Annotated in this window: 25 protein-coding genes; 17 read left to right on the forward strand and 8 right to left on the reverse strand. The window is 65.6% G+C overall.

Features of this window, described 5'->3' with window-relative positions:
- Nucleotides 1-111: 111 nt before the first annotated feature.
- The 3 genes from QM672_RS08690 (at nucleotide 112) to QM672_RS08700 (ending at nucleotide 3,906) form a co-directional block, all read left to right on the forward strand.
- Nucleotides 112-567, forward strand: a complete 456-nt coding sequence (locus tag QM672_RS08690) for a hypothetical protein (protein ID WP_394310817.1) — start codon at nucleotides 112-114, stop codon at nucleotides 565-567.
- Nucleotides 568-729: 162 nt separating this feature from the next.
- Complete coding sequence (locus QM672_RS08695) at nucleotides 730-1,677, forward strand: family 2A encapsulin nanocompartment shell protein (RefSeq protein ID WP_068283297.1); 948 nt, start codon at nucleotides 730-732, stop codon at nucleotides 1,675-1,677.
- Nucleotides 1,678-1,956: 279 nt separating this feature from the next.
- The gene (locus QM672_RS08700; RefSeq protein ID WP_415081977.1) at nucleotides 1,957-3,906 is read left to right on the forward strand and encodes a family 2A encapsulin nanocompartment cargo protein cysteine desulfurase; all 1,950 of its coding nucleotides are present in this window, start codon (nucleotides 1,957-1,959) and stop codon (nucleotides 3,904-3,906) included.
- 116 nt (nucleotides 3,907-4,022) lie between these two features.
- Here QM672_RS08700 and QM672_RS08705 read toward each other — a convergent pair whose 3' ends face one another.
- Nucleotides 4,023-4,889, reverse strand: coding sequence for a sulfurtransferase (locus QM672_RS08705; RefSeq protein ID WP_415081979.1), 867 nt, complete (start codon nucleotides 4,887-4,889; stop codon nucleotides 4,023-4,025).
- Between the two features lie 161 nt (nucleotides 4,890-5,050).
- Here QM672_RS08705 and QM672_RS08710 point away from each other — a divergent pair, with 161 nt between their 5' ends.
- The 3 genes from QM672_RS08710 to QM672_RS08720 are packed head-to-tail and all read left to right on the forward strand — an operon-like array spanning nucleotide 5,051 to nucleotide 7,291.
- Nucleotides 5,051-6,655, forward strand: a complete 1,605-nt coding sequence (locus tag QM672_RS08710; protein ID WP_415081981.1) for an ABC transporter substrate-binding protein — start codon at nucleotides 5,051-5,053, stop codon at nucleotides 6,653-6,655.
- Nucleotides 6,656-6,668: 13 nt separating this feature from the next.
- Entirely contained in the window at nucleotides 6,669-7,019 is a 351-nt protein-coding gene (locus QM672_RS08715; protein ID WP_415081983.1) for a DUF3088 domain-containing protein, read from the forward strand.
- Nucleotides 7,020-7,051: 32 nt separating this feature from the next.
- On the forward strand, nucleotides 7,052-7,291 hold the full coding sequence (locus QM672_RS08720) for a hypothetical protein (RefSeq protein ID WP_311934002.1): 240 nt from the start codon (nucleotides 7,052-7,054) through the stop codon (nucleotides 7,289-7,291).
- A gap of 3 nt (nucleotides 7,292-7,294) precedes the next feature.
- On the opposite strand, the gene QM672_RS08725 is transcribed toward QM672_RS08720, so the two are convergent.
- Complete coding sequence (locus QM672_RS08725) at nucleotides 7,295-7,882, reverse strand: NADPH-dependent FMN reductase (RefSeq protein WP_415081985.1); 588 nt, start codon at nucleotides 7,880-7,882, stop codon at nucleotides 7,295-7,297.
- Between the two features lie 184 nt (nucleotides 7,883-8,066).
- On the opposite strand from QM672_RS08725, the gene soxR reads away from it, so the two are divergent.
- Entirely contained in the window at nucleotides 8,067-8,513 is a 447-nt protein-coding gene (soxR, locus tag QM672_RS08730) for a redox-sensitive transcriptional activator SoxR (RefSeq protein ID WP_415081987.1), read from the forward strand.
- 115 nt (nucleotides 8,514-8,628) lie between these two features.
- On the opposite strand, the gene QM672_RS08735 is transcribed toward soxR, so the two are convergent.
- A complete protein-coding gene (locus tag QM672_RS08735; RefSeq protein WP_068283279.1) occupies nucleotides 8,629-8,874 on the reverse strand; it encodes a DUF2312 domain-containing protein in 246 nt (81 codons plus the stop codon).
- Nucleotides 8,875-9,089: 215 nt separating this feature from the next.
- Entirely contained in the window at nucleotides 9,090-9,917 is an 828-nt protein-coding gene (locus QM672_RS08740) for an N-formylglutamate amidohydrolase (RefSeq protein WP_415081990.1), read from the reverse strand.
- Between the two features lie 138 nt (nucleotides 9,918-10,055).
- Between QM672_RS08740 and QM672_RS08745 the strand changes: the two genes are divergently transcribed.
- From QM672_RS08745 to pyk, 3 genes are all read left to right on the forward strand, one after another.
- Nucleotides 10,056-10,970, forward strand: coding sequence for a DMT family transporter (locus tag QM672_RS08745; protein WP_367623472.1), 915 nt, complete (start codon nucleotides 10,056-10,058; stop codon nucleotides 10,968-10,970).
- Nucleotides 10,971-11,085: 115 nt separating this feature from the next.
- Nucleotides 11,086-11,898, forward strand: coding sequence for a DUF1036 domain-containing protein (locus QM672_RS08750; protein ID WP_415081992.1), 813 nt, complete (start codon nucleotides 11,086-11,088; stop codon nucleotides 11,896-11,898).
- Nucleotides 11,899-12,286: 388 nt separating this feature from the next.
- Nucleotides 12,287-13,723 (forward strand): pyruvate kinase, encoded by a 1,437-nt coding sequence (pyk, locus tag QM672_RS08755; RefSeq protein ID WP_311933998.1) that lies wholly within the window; start codon nucleotides 12,287-12,289, stop codon nucleotides 13,721-13,723.
- Nucleotides 13,724-13,919: 196 nt separating this feature from the next.
- Here pyk and QM672_RS08760 read toward each other — a convergent pair whose 3' ends face one another.
- The 3 genes from QM672_RS08760 to ykgO form a co-directional block, all read right to left on the reverse strand.
- Complete coding sequence (locus QM672_RS08760; RefSeq protein WP_415081995.1) at nucleotides 13,920-14,912, reverse strand: alpha/beta fold hydrolase; 993 nt, start codon at nucleotides 14,910-14,912, stop codon at nucleotides 13,920-13,922.
- A 155-nt stretch (nucleotides 14,913-15,067) separates the two neighbouring features.
- Nucleotides 15,068-15,625, reverse strand: a complete 558-nt coding sequence (locus tag QM672_RS08765) for a tetratricopeptide repeat protein (protein WP_367623470.1) — start codon at nucleotides 15,623-15,625, stop codon at nucleotides 15,068-15,070.
- Nucleotides 15,626-15,728: 103 nt separating this feature from the next.
- The gene (ykgO, locus tag QM672_RS08770) at nucleotides 15,729-15,854 is read right to left on the reverse strand and encodes a type B 50S ribosomal protein L36 (RefSeq protein WP_068283257.1); all 126 of its coding nucleotides are present in this window, start codon (nucleotides 15,852-15,854) and stop codon (nucleotides 15,729-15,731) included.
- A gap of 199 nt (nucleotides 15,855-16,053) precedes the next feature.
- On the opposite strand from ykgO, the gene QM672_RS08775 reads away from it, so the two are divergent.
- The 4 genes from QM672_RS08775 to QM672_RS08790 all read left to right on the forward strand — a co-directional run bounded on the left by QM672_RS08775 (nucleotide 16,054) and on the right by QM672_RS08790 (nucleotide 20,441).
- Nucleotides 16,054-16,686, forward strand: coding sequence for a glutathione S-transferase family protein (locus QM672_RS08775; protein ID WP_311933994.1), 633 nt, complete (start codon nucleotides 16,054-16,056; stop codon nucleotides 16,684-16,686).
- 160 nt (nucleotides 16,687-16,846) lie between these two features.
- A complete protein-coding gene (gene zapE, locus QM672_RS08780; RefSeq protein WP_415082057.1) occupies nucleotides 16,847-18,025 on the forward strand; it encodes a cell division protein ZapE in 1,179 nt (392 codons plus the stop codon).
- A 19-nt stretch (nucleotides 18,026-18,044) separates the two neighbouring features.
- Complete coding sequence (locus QM672_RS08785) at nucleotides 18,045-18,647, forward strand: TetR/AcrR family transcriptional regulator (protein WP_322432528.1); 603 nt, start codon at nucleotides 18,045-18,047, stop codon at nucleotides 18,645-18,647.
- Between the two features lie 93 nt (nucleotides 18,648-18,740).
- Entirely contained in the window at nucleotides 18,741-20,441 is a 1,701-nt protein-coding gene (locus tag QM672_RS08790) for an EAL domain-containing protein (RefSeq protein ID WP_311933992.1), read from the forward strand.
- A 44-nt stretch (nucleotides 20,442-20,485) separates the two neighbouring features.
- On the opposite strand, the gene phaR is transcribed toward QM672_RS08790, so the two are convergent.
- Entirely contained in the window at nucleotides 20,486-21,094 is a 609-nt protein-coding gene (gene phaR, locus QM672_RS08795; RefSeq protein WP_394310840.1) for a polyhydroxyalkanoate synthesis repressor PhaR, read from the reverse strand.
- A 445-nt stretch (nucleotides 21,095-21,539) separates the two neighbouring features.
- Here phaR and QM672_RS08800 point away from each other — a divergent pair, with 445 nt between their 5' ends.
- The 3 genes from QM672_RS08800 (at nucleotide 21,540) to QM672_RS08810 (ending at nucleotide 24,857) form a co-directional block, all read left to right on the forward strand.
- Nucleotides 21,540-22,712 carry an acetyl-CoA C-acetyltransferase gene (locus QM672_RS08800; RefSeq protein WP_415081999.1) on the forward strand — a complete coding sequence of 391 codons (1,173 nt, stop codon included), beginning with the start codon at nucleotides 21,540-21,542 and terminating at the stop codon, nucleotides 22,710-22,712.
- 351 nt (nucleotides 22,713-23,063) lie between these two features.
- A complete protein-coding gene (gene phbB / locus QM672_RS08805; RefSeq protein ID WP_311933990.1) occupies nucleotides 23,064-23,789 on the forward strand; it encodes an acetoacetyl-CoA reductase in 726 nt (241 codons plus the stop codon).
- A 156-nt stretch (nucleotides 23,790-23,945) separates the two neighbouring features.
- Nucleotides 23,946-24,857: a farnesyl diphosphate synthase gene (locus QM672_RS08810; protein WP_311933989.1), complete on the forward strand. Its 912-nt coding sequence runs from the start codon at nucleotides 23,946-23,948 to the stop codon at nucleotides 24,855-24,857.
- Nucleotides 24,858-24,862 lie beyond the last annotated feature (5 nt).

The following is a 24,862-nucleotide window of genomic DNA, read 5'->3' on the forward strand; positions in this document are numbered from 1 at the left end:
ACCGACCATGAGATCTGGCCCTGCCTCGCGACCGACCGCCGCCCGCCGCCGCTCCCTTGCGGGGCGGGCCAGTCCCGTGGCGGCCAAGGCCTGAGCCGCGTGAGGTCGGGCGTGTCGGGTCCGCGCGAAGCAGGGAGTGCCGTCGAGGCGGGGCGCGCGAGCACCGTGACGAGGGCGCGCTTTTGCCCGCGCACCGCCCATCTGCGTCGGTTGATTGCGCAAGGCCGTATCGTCGCCGCCAAGCAGCAGGCGGGAGCCTGGTTGCGGGAAGCCTATGCCTCGCCGCAATTTCTGACCCTGATCGCCGAACTGCTCGACCCGACCAAGCCCGATCGCAACCGGCGCCGGCCGGCGCCGGCGCAATGGCTCGATATCGGCGAGGCCTTCGAGGCTCTGCGCGAGGACGGCTTCACCCAGGACCAGACGATCCTGGTGCTCTCCGACCGCTTTCATCGGTCCGTCGGTCTCATCGAAAAGGCGCTCGCCTTCTATCGGGAGGCTCAACACACGCCCGGTCCTGCGCCGGTACCAAGGCAACCGCCCCTCAAAATCTCGGCGCGGAAATAGCCGCATGCCTACCGGCTCGGCTTATTTCACGCAAGGTATACGGGATTTGAGGAAGCCACGCGGCATGTCGGTTGTTAGGGCATTTGTCCGGGGCTTCGGCGCGCCGGATATACGTCGAATCAGGACTTCTTTCCGCAGCACGAACCAGACAAGGAGCACCGTATGGCCGACGAACCCGCCGTCCGCCGGACATTGAACGAGGCGGCGGCAAGGCAGCTTGCCAACGCCACCAAGACCAGGGCCCAGTGGTCCGGCATCACGCCGCGCTGGCTGGTTTCCTTCCTGCCCTGGACACCGGTGGAAGCCGGCATCTATCGCCTCAACCGGGTCAAGGAAGACCAGGGCGACATCAGCGCCGAGGTCGAGTGCTCCCCCCGCCGCGACCAGGATCCGGACCTGCCGGAGACCTTCGTCGACTATGAGGAGGCGCCGCGCGAATATTCGCTCAATGCCGTCACCACCGTGCTCGACGTGCAAACCCGCGTCTCCGACCTCTACTCCCATCCCTATGACCAGATCCAGGAACAGCTACGGCTCCTCATCGAGAAGGTAAAGGAAAAGCAGGAGAACGAACTGGTCAACAACAAGGAATACGGCCTCCTGCCCAATGCGCAGGCCGGCCAGCGCATCAAGACCCGCACCGGCGCGCCCACGCCTGACGACCTGGACGAACTGATCACCAAGGTCTGGAAGGAACCCTCCTTCTTCCTGGCTCACCCGCGCGCCATCGCCGCCTTCGGCCGCGAATGCACCCGCCGCGGCGTGCCGCCACCGACCGTCACCCTGTTCGGCACGCCCTTCCTGACCTGGCGCGGCCTGCCGCTGGTGCCGAGCGACAAGCTCGAGGTCGACGCCAAGGGCAAGAGCAACATCCTGCTGCTGCGCACCGGCGAGAAGAAGCAGGGCGTCATCGGTCTGTTCCAGCCCGGCGTGCCCGGCGAAGTACAGCCCAGCCTGTCGGTGCGCTTCATGGGCATCAACCGCAAGGCGATCGCCTCCTACCTGATCTCGCTCTACTGCTCCTCGGCCATCCTTACCCATGATGCCCTGGCCGTGCTGGAAGGTGTCGAGGTCGGCAAGTACCACGACTATCCCGACAAATATGTCTGAGTGGGGTTGATCCGACAGGGCGCGCCGCCCCTCACCCTTACCCTCTCCCCGCAAGTGCGGGGCGAGGGGGCGCCGAGTGTGGCGTCAACTAGGCGAGGCGCTGAGCGTGCTGGAGAAGATGCGACGTCACCATCTCCCTCGCCCCGCACTTGCGGGGAGAGGGTAAGGGTGAGGGGCAACTCCGACATTACAGAAGAGTGCTGCTCATCCGATTTCCAACGTATGCCATGATGATCCCCGGTACCGCCCGGCGAACGTCCCCAAGGAGCCCTCTGCTCGATGACGACAGGCATTTCCCCGAACCCGTCCTGGCCGGATCCGACGGTGCTGGCCGATCTCGCCAATGCCCTGTTCCAGGCGCCCCCTGGCCAGGGCACCGTGCCGCTGGCACCGACCGTGCCGGCGGTTCCGCCGAGTCCGACTTTGGCGCCGGCGCCTTCCATCACCACCAGTGTCGCCCCGCAGATGCCGGCCCGCCCGCCTGTCGGCCCGCCCGACCTGCCGCCGGTGACCATTCCCTCGATCGTGCCGACGCCGACCATCCCGATCGCGCCGGCCACCGCGCCGCAGCCGCTGTCGGGCGCCTCGGCCATTCCCTCGGACGTGCCGCAGCCCGGCGGCTCGGCCGGTCCCTTCGTGCCTGCCGTGCCTACCCAGCTCGACTTCTCCGTGTTGCCGGCCGGCATCGCCGAGTTCCTTTCGCTGCTGCGTCCCGACGTGGCCGCAGCTGCGCCCCTGCAGGCGCCGTCCCCGGCCTCCGTTCCCGGCTCGATCGCCCAGCCGTCCCAGGATGGCTATTATTTCCTGCGCGACGGGCAATCCCTGGCGCCCTCGCAGCCGCCCGCGCCGCCCGTTGCCGCGCCGCCTTCCGTTCCTCCCGTGCCGCAGCGCCCGCCGTCCGTTCCCACCCAGGCTGCCGTGCCGGCTGCGCCGCGCCTGCCCGATTTCAGTGCTGTTACCCTGGAACTGCGTCCCGACGCGGTGCCGGATCTCGCCCAGTCAGGCCGGCCGTTCGATGCGAACTCGGTCAAGCGCGACTTCCCGATCCTGCAGACGCAGGTGCATGGCAAGCCGCTGATCTGGCTCGATAATGCGGCAACGACACAGAAGCCGCAGGCGGTAATCGACCGGCTCAGCCATTTCTATGAGCATGAAAACTCCAACATCCACCGCGCTGCCCATGCCCTGGCCGCCCGCGCCACCGACGCCTATGAAGGCGCGCGCGAGAAGGTGCGGCGCTTCCTCAATGCCGGCTCGACGCGCGACATCATCTTCGTGCGTGGTACCACCGAAGGCATCAACCTGATCGCGCAGGCCTATGGCCGCCGCCATGTCGGGGAAGGCGACGAGATCCTGGTCACCTGGCTGGAGCACCATGCCAATATCGTGCCCTGGCAGATGCTCGCCGCGGAGAAGGGCGCCAGGCTGCGTGTTGCCCCGGTCGACGACTCCGGCCAGGTGATCCTCGAGGAATATGAAAAGCTCATCAACCCGCGCACGCGCATCGTCTCGATCACGCAGGTCTCCAATGCGCTCGGCACGGTGACGCCGGCGCGGGAGATGGTCGCCATCGCCAAGCGCCACGGCGCCACGGTGGTTGTCGACGGTGCCCAGTCGGTCTCGCATATGCGCACCGACGTGCAGGCGCTCGATGCCGATTTCTTCGTGTTCTCGGGACACAAGGTGTTCGGGCCGACCGGTATCGGCGTGGTGCATGGCAAGCCCGACGTGCTCGCCCACCTGCCGCCCTGGCAGGGCGGCGGCAACATGATCGCCGACGTCACCTTCGAGAAGACGATCTATCATGGCCCACCTGAGCGCTTCGAGGCCGGCACCGGCAATATCGCCGACGCCGTCGGGCTCGGGGCAGCGCTCGACTATGTCGAGACGATCGGCATGGACGTGATCGGCCGCTACGAGCATGAATTGCTGGTCTACGCCACCGAGCACATGCTCACCGTACCCGGCCTCAAGCTGATCGGCACCGCCAGGGACAAGGCGAGCGTGCTGTCCTTCGTGCTCGACGGTTGCCGGACCCAGGATGTCGGTGTGGCGCTCGATCGCGAGGGCATCGCGGTGCGGGCCGGCCATCACTGCGCCCAGCCGATCCTGCGTCGCTTCGGCCTGGAAAGCACGGTGCGGCCGTCGCTGGCCTTCTACAATACGTATGAGGATGTCGATGCGCTGGTGGCGGCGCTGAGAAGGATCCAGAGCGGGCGGGGTTGGTGATCCCTAGATCAGCGATAGCTGATTCCGGGAGCGCGGACTTCCAGTCCGCTCTTCATCACCGCGGCTGCGGCGTTTGTGGAAAGGAAGAGCGGACTGGAAGTCCGCGCTCCGAAAGCCTACTTGCCCAGCCAGATCGTGCCCGACGGATTGTCGACGGGGACGCCGACGGCATTGCCATATTCGGTCCAGGAGCCGTCATAGTTGCGGGCGTCATAGCCTAGCAGGCGCTTGAGGGCGAACCAGCTATGGCTCGAGCGTTCGCCGATGCGGCAATAGGTGATGATCGGCCTGGTTCCATCGATGCCCTTGGCGGCATAGATGCCGCGAATCTCCTCGATGGGTTTGTAGGTGCCATCCTCGTTGACGATGGTGGCCCAGGGCACGTTTTCGGCGCCCGGTACGTGGCCGGCCCGGATCGCGAGTTCCTTCACGCCCTCGGGCGCGAAGATCTTGCCGGCATATTCGTCCGGCGAGCGGATGTCGACCAGCTGGCCGTCGACCCTGCCTTGGGCAAAGCCGAGCACGTCGGGAAGCCGGGCGCGCAGGGCCTCGTTGCGATCCGGCAAAGTGAGCGCCGAGGCTGCAAAATCAGGCACGTCGGCGGTGAGGGCGAGGCCGCGGGCTTCCCAGAGCTTGCGGCCGCCATCCACCAGCTTGGCGCGCTCGCCGAAGCCATAGACGTCGAGCACCCAGACACCCCAGGCGGCGAACCAATTGTTGTTGTCGCCATAGACGATCACGGTGGTGTCGTCCTCCACACCGGCCCTGCGCAGGGTGTCCTGCAGCTTCTCGCGCGAGGCGATGTCGCGGTTGACGGTATCGACCAGGTCACGGTGCCAGTCGAGATTGACTGCCCCGGGAATATGGCTGCGTTCATAGACGGTGGGGTCGACGCTGACCTCGAAGATCCGCACCTTGGGATTGTCCAGATTTTCGAGAAGCCATTCCGCCGTAACCAGGGATGGGGAAGCCGCTGTCGTCATCGCTTGCCTCGTTGCAGGAGTGTCCGGAAGGCGAGCTTAATTCATAAATACACTTAGTCCATAATTTTTATATAATAATCTTGACCAAGCTCCATTCCCTGTCATTATTCCGCCATACCGATTGAAACACGGCCCATTTCTCTGAATTCGGAGCAGGCGGCATGCGAAGCAGGATCGGACTTCTCGGCTTTACGGCCCTCGCCCTCACGCTGCAGGCGCCCGCAGCCTTCGCGGAAACGCCGCCGGGGATCGCGGTGGTGGCGCAATCCATCGACGACGTCACCAGCTTCGATCCGGCCGAGGCTTTCGAATCGACGACGGGGCAGGTGGCCAACGCGCTTTATCAGCGCCTTGTACAGGCCGATCGCGACGAGAGCGCCGCGATCAAGCCGGCGCTGGCCTCGAGCTGGGAAGCGGGTGCCGACGGCAAGAGCCTGACCTTCACGCTGGCCAAGGACGCCAAATTCGCTTCCGGCAATCCTGTTCGGCCGGAGGACGTGATCTTTTCCCTGACCCGCGCCGTAAAGCTCAACAAGGCGCTGGCCTTCATCCTGAACGAACTTGGCTGGACCGCCGACAATGTCGATGCCGCCATCAGCAAGGTCGATGACGGCAAGGTCAGGCTGAGCTGGCAGGCCGATGTCGGTCCTTCCTTCGTGCTGGCCATTTTGACGGCCAACGTCGCCTCGGTGCTCGATGAGGCCGTGCTCGCGCCGCAAGCCAGCAATGGCGATTTCGGCAATGGCTGGCTGAAGTCACATTCGGCCGGCAGCGGCGCCTTCAAGATCAATAGCTATACTGCGCATGAGGCGCTCGTGCTGGACGCCAACCCGGCTTCGCCCGGCGGTGCGCCCAAGCTGCAGGCGCTCGTCTTCCGCAATGTCCCCGATCCGGCGGCCCGCCGCCTGCTGGTGGCGCAGGGCGATGTCGACATCGCCCGCGGGCTTGGCACCGACCAGGTCGAGACGCTCAGGGACAAGAGCCAGGTCAGCATCTATGCGACGCCGTCGGCGCGGCTCGAATATCTCCTGATCAATACCAAGGCCAATCCGACCCTCGGCAATCCGGCTTTCTGGGAAGCGGCGCGCTATCTCGTCGACTATGAGGGCATCGCCAGGAACCTGCTGCGCGGGCAGTATCGCGTGCACCAGGCCTTCCTGCCCGCGGGATTCCCGGGCGCCGTGGGCGATACCCCCTACAAGCTCGATGTCGCCAAGGCCAGGAAGATCCTGGCTGACGCCGGCATCGGCCCGACCAGGATCAGTTTCCCCGTCTTCAACGAGCCGCTCTTCCTCACCATCGCCCAATCCCTCCAGCAGACCTTCGGCCAGGCTGGCCTCACGCTCGACATCCAGCCGGGTGTGAGCAGCGAGATCTTCGCCAAGGCGCGCTCCGGCCAGTATGAGGTGACCCTGCGCTATTGGGGCCCCGACTATTTCGACCCGCACTCCAATGCCAGCGCGTTCGCCGTCAACAGGGACAACAAGCGTAACACCATCGCCAAGCAGGCGGGCTGGGTGATCCCCGAGCTGAGCGACGAGACGGCCGCAGCCGTCAGGGAACGCGATCCGGCCAGGCGCATCGCGCTCTACGAGGAACTGCAGCGCAAGATCCAGAAGAGCTCACCCTATGTCGTGGTCCTGCAGGACAGCGACGAGGTCGTGCTCGCCAAGGGCGTCACCGGCTATTTCCAGAATCCCCAAGGCGACGTGTTCTACGATCGCGTCGAGAAGCACGCGGCGCCGGTGCGCGCCGATACCAATTGACGGGAGGCAGGACATGGCCCGCAGCCGAGACAAGCTCTTTCTGCTCGAACTGGGATTTGAGGATCCCAACCGTCCGGGCCAGCGCTTCGTCTGCCCGCATAGCAACCAGATCGAGGGCGTTCTGGCGAGCTTTCCGGAACTCGCCGGCCAGCTCGACATCGAGCGCGTACCCTTCGCCCGGCCGCGCCGGGCGGTGATCGCCGAACTGGGCGAGGCCAACCAGTCCCTGCCGGCTTTGATCCTGGCGGAGGGACCGGTTCCCGACGATGCGGAGCGCTTCGGAGAGGTCGCCTTCGTCAAGCCGACCCAGCGCATTCTGGACCTTCTGGCCGAGCGGCACGGCTTTCCGCGCCTGCACGCCTGAAACCAGCCTTCAACCACCGACGGAGTAAAGCCATGCGCTTGAGACGGCGGGCTCTGGATCAGCTCCTGCAGGGGCGCCATGCCCATAAGGGCGGGCGCACGCTGGCGCAGCGCGCCCGCAACCTGACGGCGATCGCAACGGCCTATTCGTGGGATGAACTGCTGGCCGAACGCGGTATCGGGCAGGTCACGGCCCTCGAGGTCGAGCGCTGGCTCGCCCTGAACGGGCTGCAATTGCGGCAGGCGGGCACCGGACCATTCCGGCATGGCTGAAGCCTATCGGGTTTGGGTCGAGGCCCTGGCGGCATCCACCTGCCGGATCTGCCTGAGCGTGCCTGCCCAGCGCTGCAACTGCCCGATCATGACCTCCATGGCCTGGCAAGTCTCCGGGCCGGGCGTGAGGCGGCCCTCGGCGTCGATCGCCCGCCAGGCATTGGCGAGGCTCACGCTGTCGCGCAGGGCGATCGCATGCAGCTCGGCGAAGACCAGCCTCAATTGCTCGATGGCCCGCAACCCGCCCGAAATGCCGCCATAGGAGACGAAGGCGATCGGCTTTTCCGTCCATTCGCGGCCGGCCGCATCGATGATCAGCTTGGCGGCGGCCGTATAGCCGTGATTGTATTCCGGCGTCACCAGGACGAAGCAATCGGCGTCGGCCAGCCGGCGGCGCAGTGCCTGCCTCGCCGGGCAATCCTCCTGATGCAGCAAGGCTGCAAGATCGATCTGCTGGGGATCGACGATATCGATGTCGAACTGCCGGGTATGGGCAATCCGCGAATGGGCCCATTGGCCGATGGTGTCGCAGAAGCGGCCGCGGCGGCTGCTGCCATAGATCAGGCCCAGGCGGAGCGGCTGCCTGCTCATGCCGGCCTCCCGTGGTCTTTCGGCTCAAGGCGCCGAAGGCAGGAACGCTCCGTGATTTCCAATCGCTTGGTGTGTCGGTCGATCGCTCGAATCGTCATCGAACCCAGTCTCCATGCAAGGCAGGAGTCTTTCTACAAGTTCAAGTGAACTTGAGATCAAGCAATAAATATGCTTTGATGCCGGCATGGATCCCACCCTCACCATCAATCAGATTTCGCGCCGATCGGGCGTGGCGGCGTCAGCCCTGCGTTATTACGAGGAGCGCGGTCTGATCCGGGCCGAACGGGCCGGTTCGGGGCATCGGCGCTTTGCGCGTTCGACGCTCAGGCGCATCGCCTTCATCGTCTTCGCCCAGCGTCTGGGCATGACCTTGGAGGAGATCGGGCAGGAACTCGCCCGGTTGCCCAGCGATCACGTGCCAGGTGGCGAGGATTGGGCGCAACTGTCCCAGCCCTGGACCGAGCGGATCGATGCCAGGATCGCCGAGCTTCAGCGGCTGAAGAGCGGTCTGACGCGCTGCATCAGCTGTGGATGCCTGTCGCTGGAATTCTGCCAGCTTGCCAATCCGGACGACCGCGCCGGCCGTCTCGGCCCCGGGCCCCGTTATTGGGTGGCGACGCGCAACAATTGAGGCCGCCGGCCGGCGGCCTTCGTCTTCGATAGCTGGACGCGAGCTCGATTGCCGGGTCAAGCCCGGCAATGGCAAAGGTCGGGCCAAGTCGATCCGCTTATGGACGGACGAAGCCTTATTCCATGCCAAGGGCCTGGAGATACAGCTCCAGGATGGCATCTTCCTCGGCGCGTTCGGCGGCCGGCTTTTTGCGCAGGGACACGATCTTGCGCAGGATGGTGACATCGAAGCCGTTGGCCTTGGCCTCGCCATAGACTTCCTTGATGTCGTCGGCGATCGCCTTCTTGTCCTCTTCGAGGCGCTCGATGCGCTCGATGATCGACTTGAGCTGGTCTGCGGCGACCGAGGTTGCGTCCGTCATTGCTTACTCCTGAGACAAATTTGGGGGCGGATGTGGCTGATAAAGCCGAGTCGGGTCAAGTCCCAGAGCGTTCTGCGATTTGGCGGAACCGCCGAGAATCGCAAAGGCGCCTCGAAAACCGCCTTGAAAATTTCCGATAAAGGTTAGGGATTTCCTCACCTGCCTTGCGGAAGGCCGCGACAGGGATCGCCGGGTACGTCTTGCCACAGCCACCATCATCGATCCGAGGGCTGGAGCTGAGGCCCGGTGCGCGATCCCCAATGTTCGATGCGCCGGATGGTGGGATCGATGATCAGGGGCGACAGGGCGTGTGCGATGCGGTCTGCCCAGTCCTCCGCACCCTCCTGGGTGCCGATGAGGTCCTGGCGCAATTCGATCAGGGCGTGGGGCAGGCCGCGTAGCGTGGCGTGCTGGTAGAGGGTGTCGCCTTCCAGGGCGCCGTCATAGGGCTCGTTGTCGCCCACCACCAGGACAGGGTCGCGCTTGAAGGCCTCGATCAACGGCCTGGCGATGCGCGGATCCTTGTCCCAGAGCAGGGTAACGTGCCAGGGGCGCGGCACCCCGCGCCAGACCGGCGTGAAGGAATGCACCGAAAACAGCACCGGCACGATGCCGCGGGCGAGCTTCTCGTTCACCAACTCGCCGATCGCCCGGTGATAGGGCCGGTGGAAACGCTCGATCCGCCGGGCGATCTCGGCATGGTCGGCGCGGGCATTGCCGGGCACCAGGGCGCCGTCGGACAGGCGCATCACCAAAGTGGGGTCGTCGGCGCCGCGATTGGGATCGATCAGCAGGCGCGAGAAGCGGGTGAGCAAGGCGGGGGCCCGCAGCCGTGCCGACAAAGCGTGCGTAACCGCCCGCGCCCCGATGTCATAGCCGATATGGCGTTCGAGCTGTGCCGGCGGCAGGCCCAGCGTGCCATAGTCGGCGGGCAGGACGTTGGAGGCGTGGTCGCAGAGCAGGATGAGACCTGAGTCGGGCTGGCCATCCAGCCTTTCGATGGGCGAAAAATCGGACTGCAAGGGGGTACTGACCAAAGGCACGGATATTGTGGGATCGGATGAGGCAGCATAAAGACGAGCCTGAGCCGGCGCCACCGCCAATGCACCTTCCTCATCCGCGAATTCGAGCGGATGCGGATAAGCCGGTTCGCATGCGTGACCTGCCAGGAACCTCTTCCGATGAGCTCTGCAGTCCAATCCGCGGCCCCGGCGCGAAGCGCCTTCTGGCCTGCTTTCGCGGCGCTGATCGCCGGGGCCATGGCGATGGGCATTTCGCCGATCCTGGTGCGGCTGACGGATGTCGGGCCTTTCGCCAGCGCCTTCTACCGCGTGCTGCTGGCCCTACCGGTGCTCTATGCCTGGATGCGGATCGAGGAAAGCAAGGCCGATACGCCGGACACCGGCCCGGCCTTCTCCCTGCCTGTGATTGCCACCGGAGTGTTCTTCGCCGCCGACCTCTTCTTCTGGCACCTCGCCATCACCAATACCACGGTGGCCAATGCGACTTTCTTTGCCACCATGGCGCCCTTGTGGGTGGTGATCCTCGGCTGGCTGGTCTATCGGCGCAGGGCGAGCCGCGCCGCGATGATCGGCCTCGGCCTGTGTCTGCTGGGCGGACTGGCCCTCGTCGTCCAGTCTCTTGGTTTTGCCCCGGGCCATCTCATCGGCGACGGTTTTGCCGGGGTGACGGGACTCTTCTTCGGCGCCTATTTCCTGGCCGTGGAGAAGGCGAGGCTGCGCCACCGCGCTGCGCGGCTCACCTTCTATATGTCAGTGGTGACCGTGGTGATCCTGGCCGTGGCGGCGCTATGGGCGACCCAGAGCCTGGGTCAGCGCTTCCTGCCGGCAGGGGCCACCGGCTGGCTCGTGCTGATCGCGCTGGCCTGGGTCAGCCATGCCGGCGGGCAGGGGCTGCTGTCGGTAGCGCTCGGCTCGCTGCCGGTGGTGTTTTCCTCGCTGGTGATCTTCCTGGAGGCCGTGGCGGCGGCAGCGCTCGGCTGGCTGGTCCTGGACGAACCGGTCTCCCTGCTGCAGGCGCTCGGCGGCCTGGTCATCATCGCCGGCATCTGGGTTTCGCGCCCACGGCCGACCTGAGAACGGAGCCGAGGCAGAAATCAATGGTGGCAACCGCGGTCTACGCCTTCTTGCCGCCTTTCTTGCGTCCGAACGAAACGGTATCAAGAGGGCTCCCAAGGCCGAATCGCTCCGGATGATCTCTTCCTCTCTTCGCCTCCCGCTCGCCGCGGCCGTGACCTGCCTGGCATCCTTGTTCGCCGCCGGCCCGGCCATGGCTGATTTCCGCCTGTGCAACAACACCTCCAGCCGGGTGGGGGTTGCCGTCGGCTATCGCGACAAGCAGGGTTGGCTCACCGAGGGCTGGTGGAATGTCGCGGCGCGCAGTTGCGAGTCCATCCTGAAGGGCCCGCTGGCGGCACGGTTCTATTACGTCTATGCGGTCGATTACGACCAGGGCGGGGAATGGAGCGGCAACGCCTTCATGTGCTCGCGCGACAAGGAATTCACCATTCGCGGTTTCGAGAACTGCCTGGCGCGTGGCTATAACCGTACCGGCTTTTTCGAGATCGACACCAGCGAACAGAAGGCCTGGACGGTCCAGCTTTCCGAGCAGGCTCAGAACGGGGCGAAGCCCAAATCGAACGCTCCAGCCGACATGCCTCCCGCGCAAGGGCCTTCGGCTCCGGCCGCACCGGTACCGGCTGTCCCACCCGCCTCCGGCGCGGCGCCCGCCCCGGCCAATCCGCCGGTCGTGACCACGCCGCCGGTGGTCTCCCCCGCGGCGCCGTCGCCGATGACGCCGCAGGATGTGCCGGCTCCTGCCGCACCTGCGCAGCCCGCCGGGGAGTCGCCGAACCCGCCAGCAGTGAGCCCGCCCGCCCCGGCCAATCCGCCTCAGGACGGGGCGCCGCCGCAGCCCGGTGCCGACGGTCCTCCCCCTGCGGAAGGGACACCAACCACGCCCGCGCCCCCTCTGCCGCCCGAGCGACCACCCTCGGCACCCTAGAGCCAAGCCCGTTCAGGGTACTAATGCAGTCCATTGAAGGAGGAGCCGCTCCCAATTGTCATAGCCGGGCTTGACCCGGCTATTCAGAAGCCACACGCGCAAGGCGGAGATCCAGGCTGGATTGCCGGGTCAAGCCCGGCAATGACGAAGATCGAACAAAAACATAGACGCTTAGGTGAACCGCATTCGTTCAGGGGACGCGTCTTTGCGATTCGAGGTGATTCCGCTCGATCGCAAAACGCTAGGGGCGAATTAGCGGGCCAGCGTGGCATTTATGTCACTTAACTGGCGTGAAAATCGGACTAGAGTGCCATCTCATCCTTGCGGATGCGCTGTGTCAGCGCCACGAGATCCGCGCAAAAAACCAAGATAAGAAAGAAACAGTCGTATGCGACGCCAGCGAAAAGTAAAAATTCTCGCCACCTTGGGTCCTGCCTCGTCGTCGCGGGAGATGATCGCCCATTTGTTTCGCGCCGGTGCAGACCTGTTCCGCATCAATATGAGCCACACCTCGCATGACCGCATGCGCGAAATGGTGGGCCTGATTCGTGACGTCGAGAAGGAATGCGGCCGGCCGATCGGCATCCTGCTCGACCTTCAGGGCCCCAAGCTGCGGATCGGCGAATTCGCCGGTGGCGCTGTGCAACTGGCCAATGGGACCAGCTTTACCCTCGATTCGGACCCGACGCCTGGCGATGCCAGCCGTGTCTACCTGCCCCATCCGGAAATCCTGTCCGCCCTGCGGCCCGGCCATACCCTGCTGCTCGATGACGGCAAGGTGCGGCTGAAGACCACCGAGGCGACCGGCGACCGCGCCGTCACCGAGGTCATCGTCGGCGGCAAGATGTCGAACCGCAAGGGCGTTTCGCTGCCCGATACCGAGATCGCCGTCTCGGCGATGACGCCCAAGGATCATGCCGATCTGGAGGCCGGGCTCGGCGCCGGCGTCGACATCGTGGCCCTCTCCTTCGTGCAGCGTCCCGAGGACATCCTGGAGGCGCGCGAGATCATCCAGGGCCGCGCCCTGGTGATGTCGAAGATTGAAAAGCCCCAGGCGATCCTGCGTCTCGACGAAATCTTCGAAGCCTCCGACGCCCTGATGGTGGCGCGCGGCGACCTCGGTGTCGAACTGCCGCTCGAAAAGGTGCCCGGCCTGCAGAAGCGCATCGTGCGCGGTGCGCGCAAGCTCGGCAAGCCGGTCGTGGTGGCGACCCAGATGCTGGAATCGATGATCACCTCGCCCGTGCCGACGCGCGCCGAAGTGTCGGACGTGGCGACGGCCGTCTATGAGGGCGCCGATGCCGTGATGCTTTCGGCCGAGAGCGCTGCCGGCGAATTCCCGCGCGAGGCGGTCGCGACCATGAACCGCATCGCCGAGGAGGTCGAGCGCGACGTCCTGCACCGTACCATCATCAACGCCCAGCGCAGCGAACCCGAGCAGACCGGCGCCGACGCCATTGCAGCCGCCGCGCGCACCATCTCCGAAACGCTCGATCTCGCCGCCCTGATCGCCTGGACGGCCTCGGGTTCGACCGGCATCCGCATCGCTCGCGAACGTGCCGAGAAGCCCCTGCTGGCGCTGACGCCCAATGTCGGCACGGCGCGCCGCCTCGCTTTGGTCTGGGGTGTCCATGCCGTGCTGACCGACGATGCCCGCGACATCGGCGACATGGTCGATCGCGCCTGCCGCCATGCCTCGCAAGACGGTTTCGCGCAGACCGGCCAGCGCGTGCTGATCATGGCGGGTATTCCCTTCGGCACGCCGGGCGCGACCAATATGGTGCGTATCGCCGTGATCGGAGCGGATGGTGGCGAAGGGGCCTGATGGCTGCGTCGCGACAGTTTCATAGACAAGTTAGCCGGCAATAATATTGCCGGCTAATTTTTTGATTCAATGGCTCCAAATCTCAATGTCCTGCCGAAAGTCGCCAAAGACGGGTGATCGTTCGCCCGACCCGGCTGGGGCACGTCGGCATCTTTGTGAAGTCGCACTTCCGAGCTGTTTTTAAATAGTCAGCTAACTATTGTGCGGCTTGCCGCATCGAGTCGCGCTCGTCGGCTGCCTGGGCGACGCTGCCGATCGCCTCCAGCACCATTTGCTTGGCCGTGTAGTGGATCTGATGGCCGCCACCGGGAACCAGGACCAGACGGGACCCCTGCACCTGCCGATGCAGCGCCTCGGCATGGATGCTGGTCGACACCACATGATCGGCCGGATCGGCGACGATGGCGGTGGGGACGGTGATCTCGTGATAGCGGGAAGACTGGGCCGTCAGGCAGGCCTTGAGGACGGCGACATCCTGCCCGTTCCAGCGGAACTCGTTTGGCCGCAGTACCAGCGCGGCGCTGGCCTTGCGGACATAATCGGTCGGCGCTTCGCCCGGCCTGAAGGAGTCGTCGACCGACTTCTTCAGGCCCCAGCTGCCAACCGGGGTCATCACGGTGTGCACGAAAAGCCGCCCGAGCACCGGCAGGGCGGCGAGGCGGTAATACCAGTTGATGCCACCCGGCCAGGGATGGGTGGCTCCGGCCAGCACCACCAGGCCGGCAACCCGATCCTTGTATTCGACGGCCAGCAGCGTGGCGAGGGAGCCGGCCAGGGAATGGCCGACGACGATGAAGCGGTCCACGCTGTGCGCATCCAGGGCTGCCATCACCAGCTTGGCCTGTGCCGCGGTGGCGGCATCGCCGCGGCCGTTCGGCCGGTCGCTCCAGCCATGCCCCGGCCGGTCCACCGCGATCACGCGACGCTGGCGTGCCAGGTCCTCGCCGATGCCGAAGACGATGTCGCGGGCATTGGAGGTGGCGCCATGCAGCAGCAGCACCGGCAGCTTCTCGCTGCCATGGCCGGCACCGAGATCGATCAGGTGCAGCCGTCCGCCGGGCACGGGCGCGAACACGCCTTCGGGCGGATTTTCTGCAGCGATGCGAGCGGCGATGACAGCGGTGGCCTGGATGGCTCCGAGCACATGGGCAAGGAGGAGAATGCCGATGAAGAGCAGAAAGAGGGTCAATCGCGGCCTTTGGCGTGCTGATACCGGTAGGAAATATGCTTCTAGCCGTTTTGCAATCGGGTCGAAAGTCCCCCGGGATGGCAGGCTTGGGGCCACGGCCTTGCGGTGATGGCGCAGGAACAGGGAGGGGCGATCTCCAGCCCGCCGGCCCGGACTTAGATATCGCGCCCTTCGACCTCGGGCTTGAGCTCGTCCATCATCTTGCGGGCGCCGGCAATGTGAGGATTGATCGCCAGGGCATGTTTGAGCGCTTCATAGGCATTCTTCTTGTCGCCCAGGTCGACCAGCATCATGGCCAAGCCGTTCCAGGCGCCATATTCGCGCGGATTGCGCCGCAGCGTCTCGGCGACGTCGGCGATCGAGCGAACATAGTCCTTTTTCAGGAAATAGGCGGTGGCCCGCTTGTTCCAGGCCTCGGCGTAATCGGGCCTGAGATGGATCACGGCATTGAGGATCTTGATGGCCTTGTCGGTATTCGAGGCCTTGATCGCCGTCAGCGCCCGGTCCATCAGGAGGTCGGTGGTGTCGCTGCCCGAGCGCAGCTCCACGCGCTCGATGGCGAGCGCGATGTTGTCGGCTTCCTTTTCCGACTGGGCCTTGGCAAGGCGCTCATAGAGGCGGTCGAGCTCGGGATCGCCGGCCGGCCGGGTCTCGGCCAGGGCGATGGCAGGGGCGGCAAGCATGCCGATCAGGGCCAGAATCGCGATCCTCATGCCGGGATAGTGGCGCGAGATTGTGGCGGATTCAAAGACAAAAACCCGGCCGCATCGCTGCGGCCGGGTTCAAACGCGGCAGACCCGATAAATCGGCGCAAAATCAGCCCTGGCGGGCCTTGTAGCGCTTCTGGGTCTTGTTGATGATGTAGACGCGGCCCTTGCGGCGGACCAGCTGATTGTCGCGATGGCGCGTGCGCAGCGACTTGAGCGAATTGCGGATCTTCATGGTACTCGTGCCTCAGGTTGGAGCACGCGAGAAGACGCAAGAGCTCCCAAATTCGAAAGATGCGGGGTTCTAGCGACGAGGGGGCCGGATGTCAACACGGTCGGCGCCGCCATTATCGTGGCGGCGCGGCACATCTGCGGGCCGGGCCTATGCCATTGCAGCTCTATTGTCTATGACTGGCCGCGACGAGGAGATCCGCATGGCCGACTACAAGCTCTACGCCTTTGGTGAATCAGGCAATTGCTACAAGGTGGCGCTGATGCTGGCCCTGACCGGCACGCCGTGGCAGCGCCTGCCGGTCGATTTCTTCAATGGCGAGACCCGCACCGACGATTTCCGCGCGGTCAACGAGATGGGCGAAGCGCCGGTGCTGCTGCATGACGGCAAGGTGCTGAGCCAGTCGGGCGTGATTCTCGACTACCTCGCGGAGCAAACCGGCCGCTTCGGCGCAGACAATGCCGACGAACGGCGCGAGATCCTGCGCTGGATGCTGTTCGACAACCACAAATTCACCAGCTACTACGCCACCCTGCGCTTCATCGTCGGCCTACAGAAGAGCGGCGAGAGTCCGGTTACCGAATTCCTGCGCGGGCGCGCCAAGTCTGCCTTTGCCATCGTCGACAAGCATCTGGCTGGCCGGGATTTCCTGGTGGCGGATCGCCTGACCATCGCTGACCTGTCCCTGGCCGGCTATGTCTTCTTCGAGGAGGAGACGGGCCTGGCGCTTTCGGCCTATCCCAACATCCTGGCCTGGCGCGCCCGCATCGCGGCCATGCCGGGCTGGAAGCCGCCCTATGAGATGGTGCCGCATGCCCCGCCGGCGCGGGTTTGATCGAAGCTTCCTGTCCTTGTCATCGCCGGGCTTGACAATGAAACCAGGTCAACTGGATGCCCGGATCGAGCCGGGGCCTGACAAAGGCCGGTGTCTCTTTCGCCATAAGTCAGATAGTTAAGGCCACCGAGCGCTCAAATAGAAACCGACGATACGGGACATTTCCTTGCACGCACCCGCCCCGACTTCCCTGCTCGACCGCTACCTTGCCCTCGTCGCCGCCGGCGGACTTGAACGCGACGCAGCCCAGGAGGTTGTCCTCGCCCGCCTGCAGACCGTCCTGGATGGATTGGGTGAGATGTCGGCGACAGGCAAGTCCGGCGCCTTCGGCTGGCTGTTCGGGCGGGCCAAACCCAAGCCGGTGCCGAAAGGCCTCTATATCTGGGGCGAGGTCGGGCGTGGCAAGACCATGCTGATGGACCTGTTTCACGAAGCGGTCCCGGCCGGGATCAGCCATCGCCGCGTGCATTTCAACGCCTTCATGAACGACGTGCATGAGCGCATCTTCCACTATCGCAGCGAGATCCGCGCCGGGCGGGTCAAGGGCGACGATCCGATCGGCCCGGTGGCCGAGGCGCTGGCCAGGGAAGCCAGGCTTCTGTGCTTCGACGAATTTTCCGTCACCGACATTGCCGATGCCATGATCCTCGGGCGCCTCTTCACGCAGCTGTTCGCGCATGGCGTGGTGGTGGTCGCTACCTCCAATGTGGTGCCCGACCGGCTCTATGAGGACGGCCTGAACCGCGCCCTCTTCCTGCCCTTCATCGGCCTGCTGCAGCAGCATATGGAGGTGGTGAAGCTGGAGGCGCGCACGGATTATCGCCTCGAGAAGCTTTCGGGCGGGGAGACCTATCTGGTCGGCAGCGGGCCGCAGGTCCGCGCCGGGATGGATGCAGCCTTCGAGCGCCTTACGGGTAGGAAAGAGGGCCTGCCGCTGGTGCTGACCGTCAAGGGCCGTGCCCTGAAGGTGCCGCAGGCCGCCATGGGCGTCGCCCGTTTCTCCTTCGCCGAACTCTGCGGCCAGCCCCTGGGCTCGGCCGACTATCTCGCCCTTGCCGAGCATTTCCACACGTTGCTGATCGACGACATCCCGGTGCTCAAGCAGGAGCAGCGCAACGAAGCCAAGCGTTTCATCCTGGTCATCGACTGCCTCTATGATCGCGGTGCCAAGCTGGTCGCCTCCGCGGCGACGGAGCCAACCGGGATCTATCCCTATCAGGAGGGACGCGAGGGCTTCGAATTCCAGCGCACCATTTCGCGCCTGATCGAAATGCGTTCGGAGGCCTATCTCGCCCAGCCGCATCGGGCGCCGCCCAAGACGTCCCTGGTGGATGGCTGAGCCCGCGGGGAGGTAGGAGATGGGCGGCAAGAGCGAACCGACCGGCGCGCGGCTTTTGGATATTGCCACCGATCACGTGCGCAAGCACGGGCTGGAGCGCACGTCCGTGGTGTCGGTCGCCCGCGAGGCCCAGGTCAGCCATGCCGCGGTCTATCGCTATTTCGCCTCCAAGGACGCGCTGATCGACGCCGTCACCGCCGACTGGCACAAGGCGGTGGAGACCCAGCTCGCCGTGGTCGCCGACGCGCCCGACCCGGCCGACGACAAGCTCGAGCGCATGATGCTGCTGCTGGCGCGCCTCTATCGCGAGCGCCTCGACCAGGAGCCCAATCTCTATGCCGCCTGGTTGTCGGCGATCGGCGAGAACCGTGCCGTGGTGCGCAAGCATCGCCGCCGCATCCGCAGCCTGATCGAACGCGTCGTCGACGAAGGGCGATCCATCGAACTCTTCCGGGCGCGCTCGAACGAGAGGCTGATCGCCTTTCTTGGCGATGCCCTGCACCGCTTCATCGACCCGGCGGCCATCGCAGCGGATCGGGATGCCAACCGCCTCGAACTCGACCAGCGCCTTGCCCGCCTGCTGCGCGTGGTGATCCGCGCCATGGTGGCCGGCAGCGTGTAATTCTGGGGCCGTCTTTCCGAGCTATTAATCATTCCACGGCATTGTTCTTGCTTCCCCTTTTACGCCCAATGCAGCGGGCGCAGGACGCGAAGCATGTATGATAGTGCCGTGCCGGCCTCCGGCACCTGTGTCGACCAGCCGATCCTCGATCCCGGCACCCTTCTCGGTGCCCTCGGCCAGGCCAGCTACGAATGGTGCCTGGAGACCGACCGTCTCGCCTGGGGAGCCGGAGCGTCCACCGTGCTCGGCGTGCGGGCCGCAGCCGACATCGCCGATGGCAGGGCCTTTGCCCGCCTGATCGATCTCGACCGGCCTGGCGGCCGGCACGAGGCCATCCTGCAGAGCCCGCATGGGGGAACGACGGAGGGCGCGCCCTATTGCCTGCGCTACAGCTACCGCCCGCATGCGGCTGGCCGGAAGCGCTGGATCGAGGATCGCGGACGCTGGTTCGCCGGGCCGGACGGGCGCCCCGTGGTTGCGCGCGGCATGGTGCGTGTCGTGGCCGAATGCCCGGAAGACGAGACGGCGACATCGGCCCACACGGTGATCGGCATTCATGATCGTGTTTTCGCCGCCGCCCTGGCCGATGCCTGTGCGGCGGGACGGCAGGCCGGGCTGTTCCTGGCCACCATCGACCAGCTCGGCGCCCTTCATGGTGCCTTCGGCGCCGTGGTGGCGGACCGCGTCTGCGCCCAGGTGATGCGCGGATTGCGCGGCGTGCTGCGCATCGGCGACAGCCTCACCAGCATTGCGGACGGCAAGTTCGCCGTGATGCTGCCCGGCTGCCGGGCCGAGGACATCAGGGCGGCGGCGGAACGCTTCCAGCTCGCGATCGACCGCGTCATCGTGGAGGCAGAGGCCGGCATGATCCGGCCCACGATCTCGATCGGCGCCGTTCACATCGCGCCCTCTGCGGAGACTGCGGGGACGGCCCTGCACGCCGCGCAGCAGGCCCTCGACCGCTGCGAGCGCGAAACGCCGGGCGGCATCGCGATCTTCGCGGAAGGCGATCACCAGGCCGCATCGGCAAATGCGGCGCAGCGCCTGGCGCTGGCGCTCAACGAAGACCGCGTCTTCCTCGGTTTCGAGCCGGTGCTGGCGGCTCAGGCGGCGGGCCGCCAGGCTTTCCGGGCCCGCGCCTTCATCCGTATGCCCGGCAATGGCGCAACATCGGCTTCTGCCACGCTGCAGCCGGCGTCCCTGCAACCGGCTTGGCTGACCCCGGCCTGCGACCGCGCCCTCGTCCGCCGGCTCGCCCTGCGGCTGGTGGACCTGGCCGGCGTGGTGCTCGACCGCCATCCCGGTGTCGAGCTGATCCTGCCCCTGCCGGTCGTCGTCGATCCGCGCCGGGGCCCGGGCGACAGTTTCGAGCGCTTGACCATCGAGCTCGACGAGGCGCTGGCCAAGGCCGATCTCGACAATAATGGCCGCTACTGCCGCGCAATCCGCGCCTCCGGCGCCCGGCTCGGCATTGGCGGCTTCGGCGGAGGCCATCTCGACTTCGCCGAACTCCAGGCTCTCGAAGTCCGCCAGGTGACGCTCAACGGCGTGCTGGTCGAAATGGCCGACCAGGTTGCGCAGGGCCGTTTCGCGCTGCGCAGCCTGATCGAGACCGGTGCACGACAAGGTCTCGACATGGCGGCCGAATGGGTGGATGACGAGATCATTGCCCGCCAGCTGGTGACCTGGGGCTGCAGCCGTGTGATGGGGACGGCGGCGGGCTCGCTTCGGCTGGAACTGCCGCGGCTGCGCGATGCCGGCCGCCAGGCCCCGATGGCGCTGACCGGAACTTGAGAGGCAACCTGCCTTCTCCCCTTGCGGGAGAAGGCGAGCGGCGCTCATTTTTTATCGTCGCTGATGCGATCGAGGCGCGACTTCATCTCCGCCAGCTCCTTCTTGAGCGTGTCGAGGTCGTCGCTGCTCTTGGAAGTTGCGGTTGCGGCCGGTTCCTTCACATCCTCGCTGTCGGGCTGGGTGAAAGGCGAGAACAGGCGGAAGGCGCGCTGGAAAGCGGCCATATTGTTGCGGGCCTGCTCCTCGAGCGCACCGAAACCGCCATTGACCCAGGGCGCCTGGCCCCAGCCGCTGGTAAGATGCTGAGTCATCTGCTCGCGCAGCTTCTGCTGATCCCGCGTGAGATTGTCGATGGAGAATTCGAGGAAGCTCGGCACCAGTGCCTGCATGCTGTCGCCGTAGAAGCGGATCAACTGGCGCAGGAAAGTGATCGGCAGCAGGTTCTGGCCCTTGTTCTCCTGCTCGAAGATGATCTGGGTGAGCACCTGGCGGGTGATGTCCTCGTTGGTCTTGGCATCGTGGACCACGAAGTCTTCGCCGGCCTTGACCATGGCGCCGAGATCTTCGAGCGTGACATAGGTCGAGGTACCCGTGTTGTAGAGGCGCCGGTTGGCGTATTTCTTGATCGTGGTCGGCTCTTTAGCTTTCGCCATCCTACTGCCCCTTACGCTCGTCCCTGCCCTGCAGAATTTCCGAACGAGCTCGCCTGCACAAGCCTGGAAATTCCGAACCATCCCGGGTCGCCGCGGCGGCTTCCCGTCCGACGACGGTACCCCGTTCCGGAATCGCTCTTCCGGAAGGATGATCACCCCCACGGTCTGACAAATCTAGGCTCTTTTCGCGGTCGCGAAAACATCTTTGTGCAAGCGCGGTAAACTCACCTGGCGCATTGACGGCGGCGCGCCAAGCGTCCCATATGCCCAGGCAGATGGTGGTTGAGCGGGCGTGTGATCGGCTCGACCGCAATCTGAAGGACTTGGAGGATTCGCAGACTTTCCCTGCTTCATCCCTGCGAGGATGAAGCAGGGAAAGTCTGCTTCTGAAAGAGTTGGTCCGCCGGGCCGTCGCAGAACGGAACACTAGAGGAGTGAAATTGCCATGAGTGATGTCGTCATCGTCAGCGCCGCGCGCACGCCGGTCGGCTCCTTCAACGGCGCCTTCGCAGCAACGCCGGCCCACACGCTCGGTGCGGCAGCCGTCAAGGAAGCGCTGGCTCGCGCCAAGGTAGAGGCCGGCGAGGTCGACGAGGTCATCCTCGGCCAGGTCCTGAGCGCCGGCGGCGGCCAGAATCCGGCCCGCCAGGCAGCGATGGCGGCCGGTGTGCCCCAGGAAAAGACCGCCTTCGGCCTCAACCAGCTCTGCGGCTCGGGCCTGCGCGCCGTCGGCCTCGGCCTGCAGCAGATCGCCAATGGCGATGCCTCCGTCATCGTGGCCGGCGGCCAGGAATCGATGTCGCTCGCCCCGCATGTCGCGCATCTGCGCGCTGGCGCCAAGATGGGCGATGTGAAGTTCCTGGATTCCATGCTCAAGGACGGCCTGATCGATGCCTTCCAGGGCTATCACATGGGCACGACCGCCGAGAACATCGCGGCTCGCTGGCAGCTCACCCGTGAGGAGCAGGACGCCTTCGCCGTCACCTCGCAGAACAAGGCAGAAGCCGCCCAGAAGGCAGGCCGCTTCAAGGACGAGATCGTCGCGATCACCGTGCCCGGCCGCAAGGGCGACGTCATCGTGGATGCCGACGAATATCCTCGCCATGGCGCTACGCTCGACGGCATGGCCAAGCTGCGCCCGGCGTTCAGCAAGGACGGCACGGTGACCGCCGGCAATGCCTCCGGCATCAATGACGGCGCGGCCGCCGTGGTGCTGATGAGCGCCAAGGATGCCGAGAAGCGCGGCCTCACTCCGCTTGCCCGCATCGCCTCCTGGGCCACCGCCGGCGTCGATCCCGCCATCATGGGCACGGGGCCGATCCCGGCTTCGCGCAAGGCGCTGGAAAAGGCGGGCTGGAGCGTCAAGGACCTCGACCTGGTCGAGGCCAACGAGGCCTTTGCGGCGCAGGCCCTCGCCGTCAACAAGGACATGGGCTGGGATCCGTCCATCGTCAACGTCAATGGCGGCGCCATCGCCATCGGCCATCCGATCGGTGCCTCCGGCGCCCGCGTGCTGGTGACGTTGCTGCATGAGCTCGCCCGCCGCGGCGGCAAGAAGGGCATTGCCACGCTGTGCATCGGCGGCGGCATGGGCATCGCTTTGACCGTCGAGCGCTGATCGGCTCACGGCGATGCGCAAGCGTCTCGCGGCCTGGTGAATGCCAGGCACCGCGGGAGGCTTGTGGAAGGGCGGTTCCTCCATCGGAGGAACAGGGGACGTCCTCGGTCTCGGCCCCTTTACGCACAGGGGAGGGAGGGCACGTACCGGACCGGTCCTCAGGGGCGAATACCGGTTCGTGACTTCCTGGAGCACAGCGCGTTCACGACTGAACGCTCATTTTGCTCCAGCTCTTTGTTTCCTGGCCCATCCAACGGATTGGCCAGGGCGTCTTTGCGCTTCCGGGTCACTCCCTCAAATCGCAAAACGCTGTAGTCCAATGAAGAACACCATTGTTACCAAGGAGGCACCATGACCAGAGTTGCAATCGTCACCGGCGGAACGCGCGGCATCGGCGCAGCCATCTCCAAGGCGCTCAAGGCGGCCGGCCACACGGTTGCCGCCAGCTATGCCGGTAATGACGAGGCAGCGGCCAAGTTCAAGGCCGAAACAGGCATTGCAACCTATAAATGGGACGTCGGCGATTTCGATGCCTGTGCCGCCGGGGTGGCGCAGGTGGAAAAGGATCTCGGCCCCGTCGACATCCTGGTCAACAATGCCGGCATCACCCGTGACGGCTTCTTTCACAAGATGAGCAAGGACCAATGGTCCGCCGTCATCCGTACCAATCTCGACAGCCTGTTCAACATGACCCGCCCGGTCATCGAGGGCATGCGCAACCGCGGTTTCGGCCGCGTGATCGTGATCTCCTCGATCAACGGCCAGAAGGGCCAGGCCGGACAGGTCAATTATTCCGCCGCCAAGGCCGGCGATATCGGCTTCGTCAAGGCGCTGGCCCTGGAAGGGGCGGCCAAGGGCATCACGGCCAATGTGATCGCTCCCGGCTATATCGGCACGGAGATGGTGCAGGCGATCGACCCCAAGGTGCTGGAAACCCGTATCCTGCCGCTGATCCCGACCGGCCGCCTGGGCCAGCCCGAGGAAATCGCTCGCGCCGTGGTGTTCCTGAGCTCCGACGATTCGGGCTATATCACCGGCTCGACGCTGAGCATCAATGGCGGGCAGTATCTGGCCTGAGCCGCGCTGCCCAGCCCGTCAGCGGGAGTTGAGACGATCGATGGAACACGGCGGCCCGTTCCGCGTTCCATCATCGCAGCCGGCATGGGCTGCTTCCCGACAATCTTGCGTCATCCTCTCCCGGCCCCGGGAGAGGAAAGTTTTTATGAGCAGTTCATGACCGTCGATTTCCATCACCGCCTCGCTTCCGTCGCCAGTGAGATCGAAGATGTGCTGGTGACGATCTTCGATGTCGCCACCACGCCCCCGGTGCCGGCGCGGCTGCTGGGCGCGATGCGCTATGCGGTGTTGGGCGGCGGCAAGCGGCTGCGCCCCTTTCTGGTGGTCGAGGCGGCGCGGCTCCTCAAGGGCGATCTGACCACGGCCCTGCGCGCCGGTGCGGCGATCGAACTGGTGCACGTCTACAGCCTCGCCCATGACGATCTGCCGGCGATGGATGACGACGAATTGCGGCGCGGCAAGCCGACGCTGCATCTGGCCTATGACGAGGCCACCGCCATCCTGGCGGGCGATGCCCTGCAGACCCTGGCCTTCGAGACCCTGGCGGATGCCGCCACCGGCACCGATGCAGCCATGCGAGCCGAATTGGTCCGCCTGCTGGCCAAGGCCGCCGGCGGCGCGGGCATGGCCGGCGGCCAGATGCTGGACTTGGAAGCGGAAGGGCGTTTCGAGGGAGCATCCGAGCTCTCGGCGCAGGCTATCGCCCAGCTCCAGGCGATGAAAACGGGCGCGATCCTGTCGTGCGCGGTGGAGATGGGTGCCGTAATCGGGCGCGCCGATGCGCCCACCTATCAAACCCTGCTGTCCTATGGACGCGCTCTGGGCGCCGCTTTCCAGATCGCCGACGACATTCTCGACATCGAGGCCTCCAGCGCTGAACTCGGCAAGGCCACCGGCAAGGATGCCGGCCGCGGCAAGGCGACCTTGGTCGGCCTATGGGGCGTGGAGAAGGCGCGGGCCGAGCTCGAGCGTCTTACCGGTGATGCCCTCGCCGCCCTTTCCGGTTTTGGTGCCGAGGCGGACGTTCTGCGCGCTGCCGCCCGCTTCACCGCGGACAGACGCAAATGAGACCT

This window comes from Labrys sp. (in: a-proteobacteria) (assembly GCF_047605565.1).
GTDB classification, from domain to species: Bacteria; Pseudomonadota; Alphaproteobacteria; order Rhizobiales; family Labraceae; genus Labrys; species Labrys neptuniae.